Annotated in this window: 18 protein-coding genes and 1 pseudogene; 13 read left to right on the forward strand and 6 right to left on the reverse strand. The window is 56.2% G+C overall.

The features are described from left to right. Nucleotides 1-901 precede the first annotated feature (901 nt). The 5 genes from NQ559_RS08440 (at nt 902) to NQ559_RS08460 (ending at nt 8231) form a co-directional block, all read left to right on the forward strand. Nucleotides 902-2197 carry a DUF3575 domain-containing protein gene (locus NQ559_RS08440; protein WP_229107514.1) on the forward strand — a complete coding sequence of 432 codons (1296 nt, stop codon included), beginning with the start codon at nt 902-904 and terminating at the stop codon, nt 2195-2197. Beyond that, nucleotides 2194-3183: a DUF5119 domain-containing protein gene (locus tag NQ559_RS08445; protein ID WP_015546457.1), complete on the forward strand. Its 990-nt coding sequence runs from the start codon at nt 2194-2196 to the stop codon at nt 3181-3183. Before NQ559_RS08440 ends, NQ559_RS08445 begins: the two co-directional genes overlap by 4 nt. Before the next feature lie 44 nt (nt 3184-3227). Next, nucleotides 3228-4310: a fimbrillin family protein gene (locus NQ559_RS08450; RefSeq protein ID WP_015546456.1), complete on the forward strand. Its 1083-nt coding sequence runs from the start codon at nt 3228-3230 to the stop codon at nt 4308-4310. A gap of 115 nt (nt 4311-4425) precedes the next feature. Then, the gene (locus NQ559_RS08455; protein ID WP_015546455.1) at nt 4426-5451 is read left to right on the forward strand and encodes a fimbrillin family protein; all 1026 of its coding nucleotides are present in this window, start codon (nt 4426-4428) and stop codon (nt 5449-5451) included. 5 nt (nt 5452-5456) lie between these two features. Then, the gene (locus NQ559_RS08460) at nt 5457-8231 is read left to right on the forward strand and encodes a fimbrial protein (RefSeq protein ID WP_248605651.1); all 2775 of its coding nucleotides are present in this window, start codon (nt 5457-5459) and stop codon (nt 8229-8231) included. 63 nt (nt 8232-8294) lie between these two features. Here NQ559_RS08460 and NQ559_RS08465 read toward each other — a convergent pair whose 3' ends face one another. From NQ559_RS08465 to NQ559_RS08485, 5 genes and pseudogenes are all read right to left on the reverse strand, one after another. Then, the gene (locus NQ559_RS08465) at nt 8295-9074 is read right to left on the reverse strand and encodes a metal ABC transporter ATP-binding protein (protein WP_015546453.1); all 780 of its coding nucleotides are present in this window, start codon (nt 9072-9074) and stop codon (nt 8295-8297) included. After that, entirely contained in the window at nt 9071-9922 is an 852-nt protein-coding gene (locus NQ559_RS08470) for a metal ABC transporter solute-binding protein, Zn/Mn family (protein ID WP_026318415.1), read from the reverse strand. Before NQ559_RS08470 ends, NQ559_RS08465 begins: the two co-directional genes overlap by 4 nt. 243 nt (nt 9923-10165) lie before the next feature. Beyond that, nucleotides 10166-10537 carry a DUF4372 domain-containing protein gene (locus NQ559_RS08475; RefSeq protein ID WP_015546452.1) on the reverse strand — a complete coding sequence of 124 codons (372 nt, stop codon included), beginning with the start codon at nt 10535-10537 and terminating at the stop codon, nt 10166-10168. Nucleotides 10538-10656: 119 nt separating this feature from the next. Further along, nucleotides 10657-11185: pseudogene (locus NQ559_RS08480) on the reverse strand (transposase family protein); the annotation flags it as partial. Nucleotides 11186-11542: 357 nt separating this feature from the next. After that, nucleotides 11543-12535, reverse strand: coding sequence for a class II fructose-bisphosphate aldolase (locus NQ559_RS08485; RefSeq protein WP_018696169.1), 993 nt, complete (start codon nt 12533-12535; stop codon nt 11543-11545). A 372-nt stretch (nt 12536-12907) separates the two neighbouring features. On the opposite strand from NQ559_RS08485, the gene NQ559_RS08490 reads away from it, so the two are divergent. From NQ559_RS08490 to NQ559_RS08515, 6 genes are all read left to right on the forward strand, one after another. After that, nucleotides 12908-14521, forward strand: coding sequence for a fumarate hydratase (locus NQ559_RS08490; RefSeq protein WP_018696168.1), 1614 nt, complete (start codon nt 12908-12910; stop codon nt 14519-14521). A gap of 76 nt (nt 14522-14597) precedes the next feature. Then, nucleotides 14598-16469 carry an aerotolerance protein BatD gene (batD, locus tag NQ559_RS08495; RefSeq protein WP_018696167.1) on the forward strand — a complete coding sequence of 624 codons (1872 nt, stop codon included), beginning with the start codon at nt 14598-14600 and terminating at the stop codon, nt 16467-16469. Nucleotides 16470-16476: 7 nt separating this feature from the next. Then, complete coding sequence (locus tag NQ559_RS08500; RefSeq protein ID WP_026318414.1) at nt 16477-17304, forward strand: tetratricopeptide repeat protein; 828 nt, start codon at nt 16477-16479, stop codon at nt 17302-17304. After that, entirely contained in the window at nt 17305-17901 is a 597-nt protein-coding gene (gene recR, locus NQ559_RS08505; protein ID WP_018696165.1) for a recombination mediator RecR, read from the forward strand. A 140-nt stretch (nt 17902-18041) separates the two neighbouring features. Next, complete coding sequence (locus NQ559_RS08510) at nt 18042-19040, forward strand: malate dehydrogenase (protein WP_018696164.1); 999 nt, start codon at nt 18042-18044, stop codon at nt 19038-19040. A 1018-nt stretch (nt 19041-20058) separates the two neighbouring features. After that, the gene (locus tag NQ559_RS08515; protein ID WP_018696162.1) at nt 20059-21429 is read left to right on the forward strand and encodes a tyrosine-type recombinase/integrase; all 1371 of its coding nucleotides are present in this window, start codon (nt 20059-20061) and stop codon (nt 21427-21429) included. Between the two features lie 242 nt (nt 21430-21671). Here the strand turns inward: NQ559_RS08515 and NQ559_RS08520 are convergent, their stop codons facing one another. Continuing rightward, on the reverse strand, nt 21672-22565 hold the full coding sequence (locus tag NQ559_RS08520; protein ID WP_018696161.1) for a helix-turn-helix transcriptional regulator: 894 nt from the start codon (nt 22563-22565) through the stop codon (nt 21672-21674). Between the two features lie 358 nt (nt 22566-22923). Between NQ559_RS08520 and NQ559_RS08525 the strand changes: the two genes are divergently transcribed. Both NQ559_RS08525 and NQ559_RS08530 read left to right on the forward strand, forming a co-directional pair. After that, complete coding sequence (locus NQ559_RS08525; RefSeq protein ID WP_018696160.1) at nt 22924-23499, forward strand: DUF3575 domain-containing protein; 576 nt, start codon at nt 22924-22926, stop codon at nt 23497-23499. An 11-nt stretch (nt 23500-23510) separates the two neighbouring features. Further along, nucleotides 23511-24779, forward strand: coding sequence for a hypothetical protein (locus NQ559_RS08530; RefSeq protein ID WP_083923854.1), 1269 nt, complete (start codon nt 23511-23513; stop codon nt 24777-24779). The last annotated feature ends 5 nt before the right edge of the window (nt 24780-24784 follow it).

Below are 24784 nucleotides of genomic sequence, written 5' to 3' on the forward strand. Positions count from 1 at the left end.
CATTTAACGGATTGACTGATAGATGCAACTTCTCTTCATGAGAGAAATATCTCACTGCCGCAAAGTTATGAAAAATATGAAATACGGCAACAGAATTCGGTGAAAAATAAAATTATCCCGGTCATTTCAATTCGAAATGTTAAGCAATCGGGAGAATTTGTTGAACTAATTCGGAGGCTTTCGTGCGTAGGGCGCTGGGAATAAACGCTAATCATTTCGCTATTTCTCTCATGAAGAGATGTATCGGCTGACGGAATCCTCCAAAGGAAATCGCAAACGGCTTGCAACCGGTAAAAATGGAGCAGAGAGACATTTTCGATGGATGATTCCGACTGATTGATAGGGAGAGTAGAAAGAAAAATGTTGTGAAACAGACTGCTTCTCTCCGCAAGAGAAATATTGACAAACACAAAGTTATGTAATTTAATGGAAATAACGGTATAAAACGGATGAAATTTTCGGCTGCTGAACTCGCCGAAAGGTTTTTATCCAACAATGTTATATAAATAAACCGCCCGTTGAGTGTGATTTCCGTTTGTTTACCAGATAGTTACAACCTATTATATCCATCGCTCTTTCTCTTGCGGAGAGAAAGAGCGTAAAACGAGCAGAATATCTGTTTACAGATTTACGGAATAGATGATTGATATTCCGGGAGGGGTGATATAAACGATTGTAATACATATTAATACACCTATTGGCATGAACTACGGGTATGCGCCCTGATTGATTGAAAAACAAGTATAAACATGTATAGATATCGTCTCGCCCAATACGGAAGGAATCGGAAACAGCCCGCTGGTTCGTCATGCGGGCCTACAAAAGCGAAAAGAGAGCGGAGGAAAAACTCAAAGGCAGAGACGGATTGGAATTTTTTAGAAACTTTATCGAAACAGGTCCAATGGAGTTGCGACGGAAGATATTCTTATTGATGCTGGCGTGCGTTTGTTGTCTGAATGACAGCCATGCGCAACATGCCGTATCCGATTTATCCCTGCGGAGGGATACGAGCGTGATCATTCGTCTGTATTTCCGTTTCGACCGGTCTCTGCTCGAAAAGAAGTATCTGACAAACGAGGAGTCGCTCGCCAAACTCGACACCATGCTTAACAGACCGGAAGTCAGGGATAATCTCGATTCCATTGTCATCATCGCGTCGGCATCTCCCGAGGGCATGTTGGAACGCAACATCAAACTCGCGGAAGAACGGGCTCGGGCTACGCGCACTTATGTGTATTGGAAGCATCCCGACATCGTGCGAGAGAGGGTGCAGATATGTTCTATCGGCGAAGATTGGGCGGGACTGGCCCAACGGATTGCCGATGACGACCGATGTCCCCATCGGGCGCGAGTTCTGGAGATCATCAATTCGGACGTTGACTCCGCGACCAAAGAGTGGCGGCTAAAACAGGTGGGCGACGGTGCGGCATGGCGGCACATCGTAAACAACCATCTGCGTTATCTGCGGGCCGGCGCAACCTGCATCATCGTGTTCCAGTCGGTTCCCCATGCGCCCGAACCGACGGTCGAGCCGGAACCCGAGTCAGAACCCGGACCGGTCGTAGAACCAGACACCGTGCAGATGCCGGCTCCGCAACCCGTTCCGGAGTCGCCGGCCATGGAACCGACGTTCGTCCGCAAGCCCCTGCTGGCCGTGAAGAGCAACCTGCTCTTCGACCTGGCCTCGGCGCTCAACGTCGAGCTCGAAGTCCCGATGGGCAAACGCTGGTCCGTTGCCGGGGAGTGGATGTTCCCGTGGTGGCGGAGCAACAAGTCGGACCTGACGATGCAGCTTCTGGCAGGACATGGCGAAATAAGATATTGGCTGGGCGATCGCGCCAAACGAGATGTCATGACGGGCTGGCACCTCGGCTTGTACGGCGGCGGCGGAAAATTCGACTTTCAGGTCTTCAACGACGACGGTTCCCAGGGCGACTTCTTCGATGCCGGGCTGAGCTTGGGCTATGCGCACCGCATCGGACGCAGCCGCAGCCTGCGTATGGAATACACGTTGGGAGTCGGTTACCTGCGTTCGAACTATGAGGCCTACGACCGTGTGCGCGACACGAAGTACGGCGACATCAAGGTCGTCCGTTACCCGTGGGAGACCCGTCGGCTGAACTGGATCGGTCCTACGAGGGCGCGGATTTCGCTGGTATGGCTGTTGCATTACAGAAAAAAGGAGGTTGCAAAATGAAAAACATACTGATTATATCGGCTCTTGCAGGCGTTCTGGCGCTCTCCTCCTGCTGGCGCGACGACCTTTATTATGCCACCGTCGACCGCGCCACCGTCCGTATCGAGGCCGACTGGACTCCGGCGCGGCTGACGCCCAACGGCGTTTCGGCATTCGTGTTCGACCGCAACGGCGCGGCTTTCGACGTGGTCCGGAGCAACGACTCCCGGAAAGCGGACCTCTCACTGCCCGAAGGCTTCTATAGTGTTGTCGTGCTGAACAATACGCTGGATGAATACAGGAATATCGAAAGCGCGGGAACCGACCGGCTGGAGACCTTCGCCCTGATGGGCAGGGCGGTGTCCCCCAACTTCACGTCGCTCGGCGGCGGCACCCGAGCGGAATCCTTCATCGGGGAGCCCGACACGGTGGCCGGAAGCGTAGTCCGAAATATCGAGGTGACCCGCAAGATGATCGAATATTTCCGGACCAAACCCCACGGCATGGAACCCGCCCCGGCGGCAGTCTATCAGACTGCTCCGACCCGCATCATCTCGGTGGCCGACATCAGGGTGCATGTCAAGGGGCTCAAATATGCCGCGGGGGCGCCCCGCACCCACCTGAAGAATCTTTCGGGCGGCTATTACCTCGATTCGGACAAGCCGCATTCGCTGCAGGTCTGCCACGAGTTCGTGCTGAACAACCGCTGCTTCGATGCGAAAGACCCGCGCAACGGCACCATCACCAGACAGCTGGCGACGTTCGGCCTGCACGATGAGACGGGCGTGCGCTACCTGATGGAGATGGAGTTCGTGCTGCTCAATGGCGAAAAACATCCCGTCTCGCTCGATGTCACCGATGCCATCCGCGTGACGCAGGGCGCGACGCACAAGATCATCCATATCGAGGTGGAGATCGAACTTCCCGAGGTGATCGGCAACGGCGACGGCGCCTTCGACCCCGACCTGGAGGAATGGGAGGACATCGATGTCGACATCCCGATGTAACCGACGAAACATGATTTTACAAACACCATAAAAAAAAGAAAAAAATGAAAAGATCTGTTCTCATCGCTCTGGCGGCCTTCGCACTGGCCGGCTGCGCAAAGGAAAGCGTGGTCGACTCCGCCCTGACCAATGCCGGCAACGCTATCGGCTTCAACACCTATTCGAACATCACCCGCGGCAATCCGTTCGACAACAACCCCGAGTTCGCCGCATCGGGCAACGTCTTCGGCGTAACGGCCTTTATTAGCACCTCGGACAGCCCCTACATGGGCAAGGCCGATGCCGGCACCGAGATCGTTTCCGACGGCACGAAATGGGACTACAAGAACACGAGCGACATCCGCTACTGGCCGACCCAGGGAGAAACCCTCAGTTTTTACGCCTATGCGCCCTACACCAAGAACGGCGTTGCGATTCCGGTTGCATATACGAAGGGCGACGGAATGATCATGACGGACTATACCGTTCCTGCCGACGATGCCGGCCAGGTGGACCTCATGTACGCCTCGGCGCTGAATGTCGCCAAGGCAAGTCCGGCCGTGAAGGTTCCCCTCCAGTTCAAACACGCGATGACGCAGGTGCGTTTCAAGGCCAAGGCCAAGGGCGACGGTGTCTTCATCGACGTGAAGGAGAACGGCATCAAGCTGAGCAACCTCAAGTCGAAGGGCACCTTCACCCTCTCGGCCGCCGGCGCTGCCAGCTGGAGCATTACTGAAGGCAACCTGACCGAATATACGGCAGTTTTCCCCGAGACCAAGGAAATCACCAATGTGGAAGCAAAAAATCTCTATGATGCGGACAAGGCACTGATACTGCTTCCGCAGGAGTTCGCTGCAAAAACCGGTGACGGAGACATGACCGGCGGCACCCTTACGATTTCCTGCAAGATCTATTACAAGGATAATAACGCAACCCCCCAGTATCTGTTCGGTTCGGCCGACACGTATGCCGACTACACGGTTCCGTTCAGCAGCAAGAAAGTTACCGGCGATACGGAGGGGGAAGAGATCTGGAAGATGAACAAGCGCATTACCTATACGCTGACCGTCACCGGCAACCTCGAACCTATCCTGTTCAAGACGTCGGTAGTGGATTGGGAGGATTCCAACGCAGACATGGAGATCTAAGACGCTCTGGCCGCACGCATGCGCCGGCCTCACGAAATTCCGGGAGGGTTGAATGTCCCTCCCGGAGTACAAACCGGACCGCCCGGCGGTCCGATACGATTTACAAGTTACGGATATGGAAACACGAAGATATTGGCTTTGGGCGGTTTTCAGCCTGACGACTCTTATATCGTGCGGCAGGGGAGGGGATGAAGCCCTGCAACCCGCGGACGACGCCATCCGGTTCGACGACCGGATAGGGGATTCGGCCGTTCCATGGACGAAAGGCGTACAGACCGACGACGGCAACTTTGCCGACTTCGGGGTTTTCGCCTACTATTCGCCCCAGGGCAGCTACGATGCCGCCGCTTCGAAGCCCGATTACATGTACAATGTCCGGGTGACACGCCCCGCCGGAGGGGACTGGACCTATTCTCCGACGAAATACTGGCCCCAGGGAAAGGTCAGCTTCTTCGCCTATGCTCCGTATGACACCGATGCGGCGGTCTCCGTCTCATGCGGGACAGGCGCTCCGCGCGTCACCTATGCCGTTCCCGACGCCGTGGCGGATCACCGCGACCTGCTGCTGAGCGCCCCGGCCCTCGACCGGACGAAAGAGGGCGGCAGGGTGCCGCTGACATTCCGCCATGCGTTGGCGGCCGTGGTCTTCGAAGCCAGCGTCGACGGCACGCTCTCCGAGGGACAGTCGATACGCATAACCGGAATCCGTCTCGGAAAGTTCCTGCATAAGGCCACCTGCCACCACGAACTGCCGGACGCCATCACGCAGACCTTAGCGACGGACGCCGCCGACAGGGAGTACGCTCTCTCGGAGGCGGACGGCACGTTGCAGGGCAATTCGCTGGTTGCCGTCTATCCCGTCTACCAGCCGGTCTCCTCCGCAACGGGCTGCGCGATGCTTTGGCCGCAACAGATCGATGACGACGACCTGCTCACCGTCACGGTCCGCTACACGTCGAACGGCGTGACGCGGGAATCTGCAATAGTTCGGAATATCGGCGATTTCGTCGTCTCCGGCAGCATCGAAGCCAGCAAGCGATATGTTTTCAGACTGAAGTTCACCCCGTTCGGCGAGATGGCGCTGACCTGTGTGGTGCAGGACTGGAACCAGGAAACCATTGATGTCCCCGATTTCGATTGACGATTATGAAACGATTATTCCATATAGCCTGGATGTGTCTGGCCGTCGCGGCGTGCTCGAAGGATGAATTGCCCGGAACGCATGGCGAGTTTGCCTCGCTGACGCTGAGCGTCGCCTCTTCGCAGAACGACGTGAAGACCCGCGCCGTGTCGGCCGATGCCGACGAACAGCGGATCAACAACCTCTACATCTTCATATTCAACCCGGACGGGTCGGTCGATTGCCGCAACTATATCTCCAGCCTGAGCGCATCGAGCTGGACCGGAACCATCGGCGGCCTGACGTGCGGCACGGGGAAAAGCGTGGCCGCCATTGCCAATACGGACAATACGGTCGTCGACATTACCCGCGAGATGCTCGACGGCATCGCCTCGCGTGCGGCGTTGGATTCGTGCGTGGTGAACCTCCGGGGCAAGTTCATCGAACGGGGCACCAACTTCCTGATGACGGGCGTCGCCGAGAATGTCACCGTCACGGCCGGCAGTCCCGTCTCGGCTACCGTGCCGCTGACACGCGTCGACTCCAAAATCCGCTTCCGCGTCACCGAGGCTTCGGGCGTCACCTTCACTTCCGACGACTGGCGCGTCGTGTCGGTTCCACGCAAGGCGGGGATGATGGCTTCGCGCACCGACCTGTGCACCGACCCCGCGGAGTGCTTCGATACGGAGTGGGCTCATTTCGAGGAGGACGGCAAGACCTTCGCCTTCTATTCGCTGGAGAGCGTCCTGACGCCCCGGGCCGAGATTCCCGTCACGGCGGGCACCTATGAGGAGCAGTATGCGCTGCGCGAGAAACAAGACAAGACCCCGACCGGCGCGGGAATCGAGGTCGCCAACGGCGACTATACCTATGCGCCGAAGACCGGAACCTGCGTCCAGTTGCGGGGTGACATACGCTACAAGGACGCGTCGTCGGGCGTGGAAATATCGACCGATGTGGTCTATACGATCCATCTCGGAGGCGTGGAAGGCGTCGACGACTACAACTTGCTCCGCAACACCTACTATACCTATAACGTGAAAATCGTGTCGGTGGACAAAATCATCATCGAGGTCGATTCGAGCAAGAAGACCGAGGAGGACGAGCGGCGTCCCGGCGTCGAGGGCGATGTCGTGATGGCGCTGCAGATCAAGGAGCTGGACGCGTACAACGAGGTGTTCACCCTGAGTTTCCACCAGAGCAACGTGGACGAGACCATGACCTGGGACGTCAACACCCCCTTCTCGCGGGGCGCCGCCGGCGAACATCCGGCCGACTACAAGTGGATAAAGTTCCGGATCAACAGCAAGAACAGCAGCAACTTCTACAGTAGCACCGATTTCCGCGCCTATCCGGGCAACGATGCGGTCTACACGGGGACGGTCTCGCTGGACACCTATATGACTGACGTGGCGAACGGGACGGACAAACTGCTGTATGTCGACCAGCTGGTGAATATCCTTCAGGCCTGCAAGGAGCGTTACCGTACCAGCGGAAGCGGGGGCTCCGACCACCTGTTCGACAGTAGCGACTACATGCGCTTCACGGCATTCGTCGACGAATACTATTACGAGACGAGCCCGACCGATCCTTCGGAAACGGCCGTGAACGGCTTGTGGAAGAAATTCGTCAACCAGCAGGCGCGGGTCATGAACATCCTTTCGAATCTGGCGTACAGCCCCGATCGCCAGAGCACGAAGACCAACGCCATCTATTCGATCCGCCAGTCCTCAATCCAGACCATGTATAACATCATGGACGAAGAGAATTTCACGGCCTGGGGCACGGAGATGATCCAGGAAGAAACGCCGGTCGCATTCGAAAAAAACACGAACGACGTTTCCAACCCGACATACAACGACTCGAACAACGGACGTGCGAATACGCTCCGGATGTGGCTGGGCGGCAGTACGACCAAACGCTGGAGCGATTACGTCACGACGTCGACCTGGACCCTGAAGTCCGATTACGAGGCTGCCAAATACAAATGTCTGCGGATGAACCGCGACAACGACGGCGACGGCACGATCGACGAGAACGAGGTGCAATGGTATCTGGCGGCCATCAACCAGTTGACGGATCTATGGATCGGCGAATGGTCCTTCGACCAGCGAGCCAGGCTTTACAGGAAAACGACCTGGACAGAGGGGCAGGAGCAGTATTTCGCCAGCAGTACGGTTCACGAGAAGTACCTTGGCTATGACAACCCCATAATCCTATGGTCATCCGAAGGCTCCTCGACCGGAAAACTTTCCCAAAATTATTCCAGTTCGATTTCTACTCCTGTTTATTATCGTTGTGTCCGTAATCTGGGAATTCCACGCACGGCCGCCGGAACCGTCAAGCCCGACGATATGGCCACCTACGATGCGATGACCCGCAGGATCTCGCTTGCCCGAATCGATCAGCAATCCATCCGCGGCTATTTCCAGACCGCCGAACTGCCCGAGCACCACGAACGCGAGGCGGCCAACAAACCTTGGAGGATATTCGAAGTTCTAAACACGCCATCCGGAGGCCATGGATATAATTGGGAGTCGCTGAGGAGCGCGGCAAGCGCAGGCAACTCCCCGTGTCCGGCAGGATACCGTATCCCCAACCAGCGGGAACTGGCGCTGATGCACTCCCGAATCGGCAATGACGGAAACTGGACACTCAACAACCATTTTTCGCGCACCCGCTTCCAGTTCGACTCGGGCCGCCCCGGATTTTCCGTTAGCCAGAATAACGGCGTACTGTATTTGTTGTCCGGCACAGGCAATTATGGCGGCGTGCGCTGCGTGAAAGATATAAACGAATAACGCCGCAGGGAGGCATTCTCCGCCCTAATGCGCCCGGCTGTATGACCATTGTCGCGGTGGTCGTTATCGGACAGAATCGTGGTCGCAGCATCCGTCCCCCGGGTGGTGCTCCAGCACGGTGTGGGGAATGTGGCCGTGCGAAACGAGTTGAATAGGGCAGTCGTAGTTGCGCAGCTGCTCTTCGGTCAGCACGTTCGAACGGTGACGGTGCACGCGGCGGTTGACACAGACGATCTCTTTCACGACACTCGTGATCGTGCCGATGTCGTGCGACACCATGACGATTGCCATGTGCGTATTCAGTTCGTGCAGCGTGCGGTAAAGCTCTTTCTCGAACTTGTTGTCCACGAAATTCGCGGGTTCGTCCAGAATCAGCAGCTTCGGGTCCGAGATCACGGCCCGGGCCAGCAGCGCCCGCTGCATCTGGCCGCCCGACACCTCTCCGATCGGCTGGCGGGCCGTTTCGGCAATCCCCGACGAGGCCAGCAGCGCCATCGCCTTTTCGCGGTCCTCCCGGGTGTAGGGGGAGCGGAACCCGCGGCGGCCCTGCAATCCCGACAGCACGACTTCGAGCACCGAGATCGGAAACTCCCGGTCGAAATCCGACAACTGCGGCATATAGCCGATCAGCCGCTCCTTGCCCCGGAACAACTCCGGCGCCAAACATATTTCGCCCGTATGGGGCACGGTTCCGAGTATGGCTTTCACGAGCGTCGTCTTTCCGCCGCCGTTGGGACCTATGACACCCAGGAAATCGTCGTCGCCGATTTCCAGATCGACATGTTGAATGGCTTCGTATCCGTCGTATGCGACGCTTACGTCGCGCATCGTTACCAGATTCATTTTGCGGTGATTAAGTCGGTTATCGTGTCGATGTTCGCTATGGCGTCCCGGTCCAGCGGATCAATCGCCACGTATTCGGCGTCGATGTCTCGGGCTATGACCTCCACGGTCGATGCCGGGAATTGCTTTTGGTAGAATATCCGGCGGACTCCATCCTCCCGGGCTTGCCGGATGATCGCCGTCAACTGCCTGGCCGAGGGCTCCTTACCGTCTGCTTCGATGGCGACTTGCCGCAGCCCGTAGTCGCGGGCATAATAGGTGAGGGCGGGGTGGTAGACGATGAAATATTCGATGCCGCTCCGTGCGATTTTCTCCGCCGTGCGAGCGTCCAATGCTTGTAACTCTTTCTGCAACCGGTTATAATTGGTTTCGTATTTCACCGAATCGGGATAGGCTTTGCGAATGGCTTCGAAAGCGTTTGCCGCCATCTTCTGCAACGCCTTCGGGGAGGTCCAGACATGGGGATCGACACCGTGCGTATGATTGTGTCCGTGGCTGCTGTGCGAACAAGAGCCTTCGATCAGGTCGATTCCGCGGCTCAGGTCGATGACTTTCTCCTGTTGTTCGATTTTGCCCAACAGCGAGGTTTCGAAGTCGATAAGTCCCACATTGAAAATAAGTTGCGCTTCGTTTAGCTCCACAAATTGTCTGGGCGTAGGTTCGAACGTCTCGGGACTGGCTCCGGCGGGCACGAGTACTTCGACTTCGAAATCTCCGCCGACAATGCTGTCCACAAGACTTTGCAGCGGTTGTATCGAAACGTATAAAATTCTGTTATTCTGCCGGTTATTCGTTATGCAGGCCGTCAGCAGCATGATTGCTGACAGATATGTCGCAATTTTACGCATGATTGATAATCAATGTTTTTTAGTAACTATTCAGCGGTAGGTGCATGTCAAGGTTTCAGACCTCAAACAAGGCTTGAATGGCACTAAAAGAAGTATGGTTGTGCTTCTTGGCAGTCTCAATGACGGAATGAAGTTCGAGGAATGTGTCTGCCCTAAATCGGAGCGGAATGTGCAAGAATTCTTCAACTTGATGGGATCGTAAAATAAACTGTGTCAGAGGTTGTATTCGGGACGATTTTGGGATCACGGCAAATCCCGAAATCGTTCCGTAAAGGTAATGTTATTTTTTTGTTCTTTGGCATCACTACTGTCGGTCGCGAACTCCTCGAATATGCGGTAGTTGCGCTGCTCGTTAGCCTTGTTAAGATTGCTTCTGGTCACGGATTTGCCGATGCCGAGGTGATAAAGTTTTCCGGCATGCGCTTCCATCGCAACAATGAGATCCCGCAGGCTCTCTCGATTTGACAGCTGTCCGAACATCATCGTAAGTAGTTGATTCCAACAAGTATAACTCTTTATATACTTGTCGCCTTCATACTTCTTTACAATGCGGAGGAACTTAAAATTGTCCAGGAAGCCGACTAATTGGGCGAAAACATATTTGTCTTTATTCATAACAGCCTGATTCAGACTGCAAAAGTAATTTCAAATCGTTGCGCCTCAAAATCTGCTATAACAATTTGAATTTCAATAATTTCAAAGAACTCTTATGATTTTTTAGTGGACACTAATGAACCGTAGTAATAAACTCCTTGTGATGCACAATATCCAAACGAAGGAGCTTTTTCTATTTCATTTTTGCCCATGGAACATCGCTTGGCACAGGCAGGACGACAGATTTCTATCGGTTTTGAATCTATACAGAAGTAGTCTTCACCACCATCAATAGCTGCTGCCATCTTTTCTCGAATGGCAGCACAAAGAGAAGCCGTGAACTTTCGTCTGCCATTGTATTACTGACGAGATATTAAATGAGGAATCTCAGATTTATATTCTCTCAGTTTAACGAATAAAAGGGATTCGCTGTCAATACCAATGGATTCAGAAGCCATATTGAGAGCAACCACTTCCAAGTCGGAAAATCTGGGAACGACACCACATCGAGGTATATTCTTCGTTGATCAAGTTCCCTGCAAACTGCTTGCAGATGTCGCGAAATTTTGCGAATATTGCATATAGGTTGTGCATATATGAATTAGCTATTAATTGATCGGAAACTATTAATGTGTTAATAATTAGTATTATGCATAACTTTTTATGCATAAATCTTTTGTAATTTTAATTCCGCCAACGGGTTTATATAATTTTACTCAAAGAACTACGGAGAAACAAACTTAACTATGTTTGAACCAAAACTTTTTATCAGATACCGGAGCAAATCACTCCGGAACTTGACATTGGTAAAGGCTGTCCCGAAATTTGCCCGGTCGGAAAATTTTTCGTATCTTGCAGTAGGTTATTTGAAATGCGGTATTTTCGTGCAATTAACTGAAAATAAACCGTTGCCTTTTCGTTACCTATTATCCTATACAAAAATGTAACGACCCGATAAATCAAGTCGTTACATCATTATAATCCCACACCTTATCGGCCCGGGATTTTTCTGTCGGGAACTCCGGATTAAGCCTGTCCGGCCGAACCCAGGACGCTTTCGCATTTGTGCATGTAGAGCTTCTTCAGCTCGTCGCGGGCCGGGCCCAGGTATTTGCGGGGGTCGAACTCTGCGGGCTGGTCTACGAAGATCTTGCGGATGGCTGCGGTCATGGCCAGACGGCCGTCCGAGTCGATGTTGATCTTGCAGACTGCGCTCTTGGCGGCGCGGCGAAGCTGCTCCTCGGGAATACCTACGGCATCCTTGAGCGCACCGCCGTGCGTGTTGATGATCTTCACGTACTCCTGCGGTACGGACGACGATCCGTGCAGCACGATGGGGAAGCCGGGGAGCTTCTTCTCGATCTCGGCCAGGATGTCGAAACGCAGTTCGGGCGGAACGAGGATACCCTCGGCGTTGCGGGTGCACTGCTCGGGCTTGAACTTGTTGGCGCCGTGCGACGTGCCGATCGAGATGGCCAGCGAATCTACGCCGGTCTTCGATACGAAGTCGATCACGTCGGCGGGGTCGGTATAGGTGTGGTGCTCGGCCGAAACCTCGTCCTCGACGCCGGCCAGCACGCCCAGCTCACCCTCGACCGTTACGTCGAACTGGTGTGCGTAGTCTACGACCTGCTTGGTGAGGGCTACGTTTTCGTCGTAGGGCAGGTGCGAACCGTCGATCATCACCGACGAAAAGCCCATGTCGATGCAGCTCTTGCACAACTCGAACGAGTTGCCGTGGTCGAGGTGCAGGCAGATGGGAATGTTTTTGCCCAGCTCCTTGGCATACTCGACGGCGCCCTGTGCCATGTAGCGCAGCAGCGTCTGGTTGGCGTATTTGCGTGCGCCCGACGAAACCTGGAGGATGACCGGCGACGAAGCCTCCACGCAAGCCGAGATGATGGCCTGCATCTGCTCCATGTTGTTGAAGTTGAATGCCGGGATGGCATAACCGCCCTTGATGGCTTTTGCGAACATCTCACGGGTGTTCACAAGTCCCAATTCTTTGTACGATACCATAATAATTTAATTTATGCAGTGAATTGTTTGTCTCGAAAAACCGCACAAATTTAATAAAAATTCTAATTAATTGCGTCCGATCCGGCTATTTTATTCTCTTTTTGTGAAAATAATAACAGCCGGCGGAAAATTGTTGCGCAATCCGGATAGTTTTTTGTATTTTTGCATGGCCTTAACCCCCGGCGTGCGGGCAGGGTATTTGCCCGGTGCGGCTTGCTTGCGGCCGACTGCGGTCGGCAGGGCGGCAAGTAGGCAGGGGGGGGGATGCCTGCCGGCTGCGGGGCTGCTTGCTGTAATGTGCCGGCAATGCGCCGCGCGGCATGCCGGGCACGGGACAAACGGACATTAACAAACACAAAACATATCACGATTATGGCTGATTTCATTTATCAGGAGCCGTTCCCCGTCGGGGAAGACAAAACCCAGTACCGTCTGCTGACGAAGGATTATGTGAAAGTCGTCGAGTGCGACGGCCGCAAGATCCTCAAGGTCGACCCCGCAGGCCTCGAACTCTTGTCCAAAGCCGCGTACAGCGACGTGTCGTTCTACCTGCGCGCCGCCCACCTGCAGAAATTGCGCAACATCCTCGATGATCCCGAGGCCACCGACAACGACAAGTTCGTGGCTTACACCATGCTGCTCAACCAGGTCGTTGCGGCCGAGGGCGAACTTCCCACATGCCAGGATACCGGCACGGCCATCTGCATCGGCCACAAGGGCGAGGACGTCTATACGGGCGCCGACGATGCGAAATGCATTGCCAAGGGCGTGTACGAGACCTACAAAGACCGCAACCTGCGCTATTCGCAGGTCGTGCCTTTCACGATGACCGAGGAGAAGAATTCCGGTACGAACCTCCCGGCACAGATCGACATTTACGGCGGCCATCCCGGCATGGAGTACGAATTTCTCTTCATTACCAAGGGCGGCGGTTCGGCCAACAAGACCTTCCTCTACCAGCAGACCAAGGCGCTGCTGAACGAGAAATCGCTGACCGATTTCATCAAGACCCATATCTTCGACCTCGGTACGTCGGCCTGCCCGCCCTACCACCTGGCCATCTGCATCGGCGGTACGTCGGCCGAGATGTGCCTCTCGACCGTGAAGAAGGCTTCGGCCGGCTACCTCGACGAGTTGCCCACTTCGGGCAACGAGGGCGGCCGCTGCTTCCGTGACCTGGAGTGGGAGGAGAAGGTGCTCAGGATCTGCCAGCAGAGCGGTGTCGGCGCCCAGTTCGGCGGCAAGTACCTCGTGCACGACGTGCGCGTGATCCGTGCCCCGCGCCATGCGGCTTCATGCCCCGTGGCCATCGGCGTGAGCTGCTCGGCAGACCGTAACATCAAGGCCAAGATCACCCCGGAGGGCATCTTCCTCGAAGAACTGGAGAAGAACCCCGCGCGTTTCCTGCCCAAGGAGGCGCCCGGCATGTCGCCCGCCGTGGAGATCGACCTCGACGAAGGCATGGACAAGGTTCGCGAGATCCTCTCGAAATACCCGATCAAGACGCGCCTGAACCTGAAAGGCACGCTCATCGTGGCCCGCGACATCGCCCATGCGCGCATCAAGCAGATGATCGACGAGGGCAAGCCGATGCCCGAATATTTCAAGAAACACCCGGTGTACTATGCCGGGCCGGCCAAGACCCCGGACGGCATGGCCTCGGGATCGTTCGGCCCCACGACGGCCGGGCGCATGGATCCTTACGTCGACCTGTTCCAGTCGCTGGGCGGTTCGCTGGTGATGGTGGCCAAGGGCAACCGCACGCAGCAGGTGACCGATGCCTGCAAGAAGTACGGCGGGTTCTACCTCGGTTCGATCGGCGGCCCGGCGGCGATCCTGGCCAAGAACTCCATCAAATCGGTCGAGGTCGTGGACTTCCCCGAGCTGGGCATGGAGGCCGTCCGCAAGATCTACGTCGAGGATTTCCCGGCGTTCATCATCGTCGATGACAAAGGCAACGATTTTTTTGCCGATTTCAAGCATTAAAAACCAGCCCGCGGATATACTAACGGGCAAAAGTTTACGTTGTAAAATCTGAAAGAAGGTTTTATTGTAAAGCTCAATGAGAGATTTCATTGCGAAAATATCCCTGACGGCACTCTTCGTGCTGGCGATCTTCTCGGCATCGGCTGCCGAGAAGGTCACTTTTGAGGCTAATTCTCCGCTGACGGTCGCTGTCGGCGAACCGTTCCGCGTGGAATTCGCCCTCAACGCCATGCCCGACGACGGCACGTTCAAGGCTCCCGCATTCGAGGGGTTCGACGTGATTGCCGGGCCTGCGGAGGCCCGGGGGCAGTCGATCCAGATCGTCAACAATGCGATGACGCGGGTTATCAACTACACGATCACCTACGTGCTCGTGCCGCAGGGCGCAGGCAACGTTACGGTCGGCGCCGCCGAGATAGCGGTCGAGGGTACGACCTACCGTACCAAGCCGCTGGCGATCGAGGTGGTGGACGAGGGCAAGGCGCCGGGAGGCGGCGGTTCCGCCGCCGGCGGACAGCCGCAGCGCCGGGAGGAAGCCTCCTCCGAGAGTGCGGCGCAGAGCAAGGTCGCCAAGGACGACATCCTGCTGCGGGCCATCGTATCGCGGACTTCGGTTTTCAAAGGCGAGCCGCTGCGCGTGACCTTCAAGCTTTACGAACGGGTTCCGGTAGTGGGGTATAACGATGTGAAATTCCCTTCGTTCAACGGCTTCTGGGCCCAGGAACTCAATACCGAGAACGCCCGCCGCGAACGCGAAACCTTCAACGGCAAGGTCTACGAGACGCTCGTAGCCAAAGAGTACCTGCTCTATCCGCAGCAAGCCGGTACGCTCGTCATCGAGCCCGCCGAGATCACCGCCGTGGCGCAGGTCATCATCCAGAGCCGCCGCAGCCTCGATCCCTTCTTCGGGGGAGGTCACGATTTCGTGAACGTGCCCCGCAAGGTGCAGAGCCCGCGGATAAACGTCACGGTCAAACCGCTGCCGGCGGGCGCCCCCGCCAGCTTCAGCGGCGCCGTGGGCAGTTTCACGATGGATGCGGTGCTGCCGCCCGACCGGCTGGCAGCCAATTCTGCGGCGACCTATACGGTGAAGATCTCCGGTACGGGCAACCTCACGTTCGTGCAGGCTCCCAAGTTGACGCTGCCCGCCTCGTTCGAGCAGTATAACGTCAAGACGACCGAGTCGATCAACGCCTCGGCGGCCGGGATTTCCGGCTACCGCCAGTTTGAATACCCCTTCATCGCACGCGCCGAAGGCACGTACGACGTCGAGCCCGTCGAATTCAGCTATTTCGACCCGGCGCGCATGCAGTACATGACGCTGCGCTCGCGTCCGCTCGAACTGGAGATCACGCCCGATGCCAAGGGCGGCGGAGGCGATGCCTATGTCGTGCAGGGACGCGGCATGTCCAAGGAGGAGGTCAAGATGCTCGGGCAGGACATCCGTTTCATCAAGCTGGGCAATGCCCAGTTGCGCCCGGTGCGCGAGCCGTTCCTTTTCGGGGCTGCCTACTGGGGGCTGCTGGTGGGAATTCTGGCGCTCTTCACGGCGGTCTACGTGGCGCTGCGCAAGCAGATCCGCGAATCACAGAACGCCGCCCTGGTGCGGGGCAAGCGTGCCAACAAGGTCGCCGTGCAGCGTTTCAGGGTCGCCAAGCGTTATATGGAGGAGCAGAACCGCCATGCGTTCTACGAGGAGATGCTCCGGGCATTGTGGGGGTACATGGGCGACAAGTTCAACATCCCGGTGGCCAACCTCACCAAGGAGAACGTCCGCGAGGAGCTGCACAAGCGCGGCGTGTCGGCCGAAGAGTCGCAGCGCTTCACGTCCATTATCACCAAGTGCGACGAGGCGCAGTATTCGCCCGCGGCATCGGCACAGATGAGCGAGGTGTACGCCGAGGGCGTGGACATCATTTCCCGAATCGAAGCGGTGATAAAAAGATAAGAACGCTATGAAACGAATAATCGGATGTTTTCTGTTGTCGCTGGGCCTGGCCGCAGTATCCTTTGCGCAGGAGCCTGCCGACAGCCTGCAACAGGTTTCGCGGGAAGTCCCCGCCGGGGTGCAGGCCCCCGGGGAGCAGACTGCGGAACAGTTGTGGGACAAAGCCAATACGGCCTATATCAACGGCGATTTCCATGCGGCCGCCGATGCCTACGAGGAGTTGCTTTCGCGCGGGGTGAGCTCCATGAAACTCTATTATAACCTGGGCAATGCCTATTTCAAGGACGACCGTATCGGCAAGGCCATCCTCTATTACAACCGGGCGTTGCGCCTTGCGCCGGGCAACGACGACATCCGTTACAACCTGAGCGTCGCCGAGGCCCGCACGAAAGATAACATCGAGGACATCCCCGAGTTCTTCTTCGTCACGTGGATGCGCGACATCCGCCACACGATGGGGTGCACGGCGTGGAGCCTGCTTTCGCTCGCACTGCTGGCCTGTATGCTGGGGCTGTTCCTGGTCTACCTGCTGGCACAGCGCATTTCGCTGCGCAAGGCGGGTTTCTACGGCACGGTCGTCGCGGCGCTGCTGTTCATGCTGACCACGTGGTTCGCCGTGGGGGAGCGCCGTGAGATGCTCGACGATACTTCGGCCGTGGTGATGACCGCCTCCACGGCGGTGAAGAGTTCGCCCGACAAGTCGTCGACCGACCTCTTCGTGCTGCACGAGGGTACGGTCGTGACGATCACCGACCGCCTCGACGGGTGGTGCGAGGTCGTGATCGCCGACGGCAAGAAAGGCTGGGTCGAAGGACGGAAAATCGAAATCATCTGAATGTCGAGGCTTTTACAGGACGTTGTCGGCGAGTTGTCGAAACTCCCGGGCGTAGGGCGCCGTACGGCGCTGCGCCTGGCCATCCACATCCTGCGGATGGAGCGCGAATCGGTCGCTGAAATGACGGAAAGCATTGACCGTTTCCGCAACGAGGTCAAATATTGCACGCAGTGCAACAACCTCTCCGACGAGGAAGTCTGCCCGATCTGCGCAGACGACGAGCGCGACCATACGACGATCTGCGTTGTCGAACAGGTGGCCGACGTGCTGTCGGTCGAGAATACGCGGCAGTACAAGGGATTGTATCATGTGCTGGGCGGCGTCATTTCACCCATGCAGGGTATTTCGCCCTCCGACCTGAAGATCGACCTGCTGACCGAACGCATCGCCCGTGGCGGCGTGAAGGAGGTGATCCTCGCCATTTCCACCTCGGTCGAGGGCGAAACCACGCTCTTCTACCTGATGAACCGCCTCCGGCAGTTCCCGGGACTGAAAGTCACCTCCATAGCCCGCGGCATCGGCTTCGGCGACGAACTGGAATATGTCGACGAGCTGACCATTACGCATGCCCTGCTGAACCGCCGCGAGGTCGAATGACCTGCGGCCGGGGCGCACTGCGGGCGAATCCCCTGCTCTGCGGCACGGCATGCGCCGGAATACGGCCGGAACTGTCGCACGTTCTTTTTCTGCAAGCAAGACCCCGGTACAGGATTGTACCAATGTAAAATATTTCTGTTATGGAATTTCTGACAAACGACAAGCTCACGATCGTGGGCGCGGCCGGCATGATCGGCTCGAACATGGCCCAGACGGCGCTGATGATGCGCCTTACGCCCAACATCTGCCTTTACGATCCCTATGCTCCGGCGCTCGAGGGCGTGGCCGAGGAGCTTTACCACTGTGCGTTCGAAGGGGTGAACATCACCTGGACGAGCGATGTCAAGGAGGCGCTCTCGGGAGCGGCCTATGTCGTTTCGTCGGGCGGCGCGGCCCGCAAGGCCGGCATGACGCGCGAAGACCTGCTCAAGGGCAATGCCGAGATCGCCGCACAGTTCGGCAAGGACATCAAGGCTTACTGCCCCGATGTGAAACACGTCGTGGTGGTCTTCAACCCGGCCGACATTACGGGGCTGGTGACGCTCATCTATGCGGGTATCCGCCCGTCGCAGCTTTCGACCCTCGCGGCGCTGGACTCCACGCGCCTGCGGAGCGAGCTGGCCAAATATTTCAGGATTTCGCCCGATGAGATCCGCAACTGCCGCACCTACGGCGGCCACGGCGAGCAGATGGCGGTCTTCGCTTCGACGACGCTCGTTGCCGGACGCCCCCTGTCGGAGCTGATCGGCCGCGAGATGCCCGAAGGCGACTGGCACGACCTGCAACAGCGGGTGATCCAGGGCGGCAAGCACATCATCGACCTGCGCGGACGTTCGTCGTTCCAGAGCCCGGCCTACCTGTCGATCTGCATGATCGCTGCGGCGATGGGCGGCAGGCCGTTCGGCTACCCGGCCGGCGTGTTCGTACACAACGACCTGTTCAAGCATATCCTGATGGCGATGGAGACCGAAATCACGAAGGACGGTGTCAGCTATAAGGACGTGCAGGGTACGGCCGAGGAGAACAAGGCCCTTGCCGACAGCTACGGGCACCTCTGCAAACTGCGCGACGAGGTGATCTCGATGGGGATCATTCCGCCCGTCGAAGAGTGGCGCAGCCTGAATCCGCACCTGAAATAGGCGGCGGTTGCATACTGTTGCGGCAGGGGCCGGTTCATTTGAACCGGCCCCTGTTTTCGATTTATGGCCGGGAGTCGAACGGCATCGTATATTTCACCGGGGGCTGACCTTCCCGTCCTTTGTCCGGCGGTGCCCCGATTTTCAGCGAGGGGAGAGTTCCGGTACGCGGACAGCCTCTTCCGAAAATTCTTGGTTTGCGGTTTTGAGTAGCGGATATCGCCCAGGCATCCCGTAGTGTCGATGACGAACGAAATGACGACACGGCCGTATATTTCGGGTTGTTCGGTTGGCCGCCATTCGTATTTCCGGAGGTGCGTCTGTACCCATCGGCGGAAATCCGCGAGGTCGCCGCCTTCGGGCTGCGGATCGATGTCCGTTTCTGTGGATGGTATATTGCCGGCCGTATCTGTGGTTTTGATGGGCTGCGGGTTGGCGCCTTTTCTTCCGGAAGGCCGGCAAGAGATTCCTGTCCGGAAATGTCTGTCATCCGGAATCTCTGCGGTGTGAAGCCGAATGCGCGTAACCAGACACCTCCCCGGGCGTATACTAAATGGATTCCTTCTTCCGTTCTATGTCGGCATGACCGACAATGCGGAACCGGGACGACCTTCCGGGGGGAGGCGTTTCCTCAGCCGCAACGGGAGCCATAGAATTAATATGGGAGGATCTGCCGGCCGGACTTTCGGGAACCGCCCCCCCCCGGCCATGATCCGACGACCATTCCCCGATACTAACCACCACCTTCTTTGGCGGATAAACCCTTACTTGATTCGAGAACCGCTTTGTAGTTCCCGTAGCGTCTGCCTTTCCGGTTTCGTATTTGTCCGGTGCCTCATGCTGTGTGCCGAATGACAAAAAACGAATATGATATGACAAAGACATTCTTTATTTTCACTCAGGCTCCCGATAACGGGGCTTATGGACTTTGTCCCCTTGCTGTGGGCGCCGGGGGTATTCTGGTGCGGGAATGCCGGGGGTACGGGATATCGATAGTTAAACCCTTAACAGACGAGGTATTATGAACCAAGACAAGGAACAGCGCGGGAGCTTCAGGCATCCCAATATGAGCGTGCGGCCGATGCTGAATATTCGCAGCGGGAGCCGTGACGGTCGCTATACGCTGGTCATACAACTGATCCGGGAGCGCCGCCGGGGCGTGATCTTCACGCCCTACCGGTTGTTGCCCGAGGAGTTCGACCACCTGCGCGGAAAAGCCGCCGCCACATCCCGGCGCAGAACCCATACGGCGTTCATCCACGAGGTCAATGTTTTTCTGGAGAAACAGAAGGAAGAGGTGCAGCGCATCCTGTCCGAACTGCAGCGCGAAGGGAAACCGTTTACGGTTCGGGATGTCACGCAGGCCTACCACCGGCGTTACGACAACCGTTACGTGCATACCTTTTTCACACGGCAGATCGAGGAGTTGCGCAAAGAGGGGGCACAGGGTACGGCCAATAAGTATAATGCGACGCTGATCGCCTTCGAAAAGTTCGTCGGAAGCCGCCGTATCCATTTCGATAACGTGGACGAGAACCTGCTGCTTGATTTCGAACAGCACCTTCGCCAAATTCCCCTGCAACCCAATACGGTGTCTTTTTACATGAGTAATTTCCGTGCCGTTTACAACAAGGCTCAGAAACGCGGTTATGTAACCCGGGGCCGGTCGCCTTTCGATGCCGTGCCCATCCGGATCGAGAAAACTCGCAAGCTGGCCGTGAGCACCGAAGTGATCCGCCGTGTCGCGCAGTCCGAATTTCCGGACTCCTACAAGCTGAATTGTGCCCGCGACATGTTCATGTTCAGTTTCTATTGCCGCGGAATGTCGTTCGTAGATATGGCCTACCTGCGGCAGGAGGATATCCGGGACGGTATGATTCATTACCGCCGTCGCAAGACCGGCCAAACCTATTCGGTGCGGATCATTCCCGAGGTGCAGTCCATCCTCGACCGTTACCGGGAAACATGTTCACCCTGGGCCTTGCCAGTGCTGCTCGAATTCGGCGCGGACGGTCTACTGCGCCCGCTCGTGTATAATGGAACGACGACGGGCGAACGCAGGCTGTTCGACGAGAAACTCTATTTGCGTTATAAATACAGCCTGTCCCACTACCTGCGCTTTTTCCGGGATATGTGCAAACGCCTGGATCTTCCGGTCAAACTCTCTTTCAACGTTGCGAGGCATAGCTGGGCGAGCCTTGCCCGCAAACAGGGTATCCCGGTCTCGGTCATCAGCGTCGGTTTGGGGCACACGTCCGAAAGAACGACCCAGATCTATTTGGACGAACTGGATAACAGTACGGTGGATGCCGCGAACGAAATCGTCGCAGGGCTGCTGAAAGGTGCTGCCGGGAGGCGGAAAAAAAGCACGGAAAAGAGCCGGGGATGGTAAAAAAATAATAACTTTGCCGTAAAGACGGTTATTTGTATAGACGGCGGGATATACAGCAAGATACGGTCTTTTCCAAAAAGACTGTAAAAGCCTTTTTTTCACCTTTCTGAGGCGGCTTCCGCCCCTTGTTTCTAATGCAAAGATAGTGCTTATTTCGATATTCCGATCTACCCCCCCCCATACCAAAATCGGTCAAACACATATCTGTTTTTTGTCATTTTCACACCTGAAGGCTCTGTTCCTCAGGTGCATTTTGTTTTCAGGGCCGACGGCGAACAATGTAAATAACGCTGGCAGAAGCGGTAAAAGGCGAGGTAACTCTTGAATCCGAACATGCGGATCAGCCGGTCGTTGTCCCTGATCCCGCTCCGGACTGCATGTTCTATGTCTGCGGCTTTTTGTTTCACCAGCCAGCTGTGGTAGGACTCGCGGAACGTGTCGCGGAATTTGCGGATAAAGGAACTTTCACTCATGTGCGCCATCCGCGCCAGTTCGGCGATGCTTTCCGCATGGCGGTAAGAACTCAGCACGAATGTCTGGAAATCATCCTTGGGACGGATTACATCGCGGAAGAAACATCTCAGTCTGGCATCTCCGTAGAAGTAGCGCATCATCAAAAAAAGCTCGTGTTCCTTGACTACATGGTAACAGGGTAGGTACATCCCGACGGGATCAAGGGCGGGCCCCATCCCCTCGAAGAATGCCAGAATCTCGGGTACGACCTGCAATACGGGCGAACCTGCTGCATCCGCAGAATCTATCGTCGCCATGCTGGCCAGTATGTCGTTGTTGCATAGTATCATCCGATTGTTGAAATCGAGAGTGATCACATCGCTTTCCCGGAGCGCCGATACTGCAATCTCCCTCTTCCGGGCTAAAAAGATGCACTGGCGATCCAGAAGATAATGGCTGCCGCTCCTGCCGATGCGTACATGTAGATGCCCCGACAGCAGGAAAAGAATGCGGTGCGAACGGTAGTCGGCCTGTGGCAGCAGTTGTGCTTCAGGGAGTAGCGTACGAGTGAATTTTGCAACGGAATGGTCTTTTGCGGCGGAACAGGTCATGCAACCGGCCGGGCAGTTGGTCGCATGGAATGTTCCCCATACGGGATCGGTGGTTTTTACGGACTGTTTCATCGTATATTCTCTTTGTGTGGCTATTATATGCTTGCAATACAGTTGCTTGTATTTTAAGTTTCACAGTTTTACAAATCGAATCTGCTGGTTAAACATTTCTTCCGTGCATGTGCTTGCAATGTCTTAAATACCAGTATGTTTGTCCTGTTGACGAATGTGCGCAGTCTTTTTGGAAAAGACTGTCACTTATCGAAGCGTTTTTCCTGTAATTATCTTTCTGTAATCCAGTCGCTTGTTTTTGTTTTGCTTTCCGCGCCGGGACGGAGATATATGACGGGCAGCCACTCCTGTTCCGGCGCTGTTAATGGGGAGTTGTTATATAATCGTGATTTTCGGATCGAGATAATAGCAAAGGAATATGAGAAGAACCATACTTATCTTTTTTCTTGCCATCTGTTGGGCCGGGGGCCGTGCATGGGCACAGGATATCGGTGTTAAGACCAACATCCTCTATTGGGCGACATCAACCCCGAACCTCGGTTTCGAGTTCGGTCTTGGCAAACGCACCACGCTCGACCTTGCGGGTGGTTACAATCCCTGGACGCTCGACCGGGAGGCGAACCGGAAGATCCGGCACTGGATGGTGATGCCGGAGTTCCGCTACTGGTTATGCGAGCGTTTCAACGGCCATTTCTTCGGGGTGCATTCGGGCTATGCCTTTTACAACCTGAGCGGGGTTCGCATTCCGTTCCGGGGCAAGTCCACCAAAGACCACCGTTATCAGGGCTGGGCGACCGGCCTGGGCCTCTCCTATGGTTATAACTGGATACTTGGCAAACGGTGGAACCTCGAGGCGACGCTGGGCTTCGGTTACGTCTATACGAACTACGATAAGTACGACTGTGCGACCTGCGGCAAATTCAGGGGCAGTCAGGACAAGCACTACTTCGGCCCGACCAAGGCGGGTATCTCCATTATTTATATGATCAAATAGCGCATCAGGGTATGAAAAAGACAGCCTCACTTATATTCATCCTCGCATTGCCGGTTTCGTTGACCGCCCAGGTCGATATTGCCGGCGAGTCCGTGAAACGGGTAAAACACAGCGTCGAGGTGGCGTTCGATATTCACACGACACCGAAAACCTTGAAAAATCGCTACAAGATGGTGCTGACACCCTATCTCTGCAACGGTGCCGACACCGTATGGCTGCCGCAGGCGGAAATCTACGGTAAGATCCGTTATAAGAGGGAGCGGCAGGAGCAGGCGCTGTCCGGGAACCGCACGTGGAGCCTCGCTCCGAACCAGATACTGGAAGGCGGGAGTTGCGCCTATGCGGCAGCCGTTCCCTATGAGAAGTGGATGCGCACGGCGTCGCTGGGCATCAAACGCCGGATGGTCGGCTGTGCCTGCGACTGCCATGACGGTGACCAGACCCTGCTGGCGGATGTTCCGGTCTATACACCGCCCGTTCCCGCCGTTGCGGAGATCGCCGCCGATCCGGCTCGGTTCGAGGTTGTGGAGGCACACAGGCGCTGGGCTTTCGACCGCAATGAGATCCGGGTTTTCTTTCCGGTGGCGGATACCGAACTTTATCCCGATAAATTTGGCAACCAGGCTACGCTGGATAAGATCGTCGAAGGCATCCGCAAGATCGGCAGTACGGAAAAACTGCGTCTGGGAGGGGTGGAAATCACGGGTTTCGCGTCTCCCGAAGGCGCCCTCGCACTCAATACCCGGTTGGGCGGCGAGCGTGCCCGAGCCCTCAAAACCTATATTGCAAAGGCAGTCCCGGAGTTGTGCGATGCGGATTTCCAACTGATAAACGGTGTCGAGAACTGGGATGACCTGCGCCGTATGGTCGCTGCTTCGGATATGGAATGCCGTGACGAAGTGCTGGCAGTGTTGGACAACGATGCCGGGAACGACCGGAAGGTTGCCCTTCAGAGGCTGGCAGGCGGTAAGCCTTATCGCTATATGCTGAAAAACTTTTACCCCGAACTGCGCAATGCCTGCTATGTGGCCGTCTATTACGATGTGTTGAACGATGTCGCGGCCGATGCGATCAACGTCGCTAACACGCAGATCCGCGCCGGGAAATACGCCGAGGCACTGGAACTCCTGCGCGAATACGGTGACGATCCCCGTGCCTGGAACCCGATCGGTGTTTGCCACATGATGCTCGAAGAGGAGGACGAAGCTGTCCGGTGGTTCGAAAAGGCCGTCGCTGCGGGGTGCGTAGAAGCGCGGAAAAACATGGAACAGATAAGATAACGATA

Source organism: Alistipes onderdonkii, from assembly GCF_025145285.1.
Classification (GTDB): Bacteria; Bacteroidota; Bacteroidia; order Bacteroidales; family Rikenellaceae; genus Alistipes; species Alistipes onderdonkii.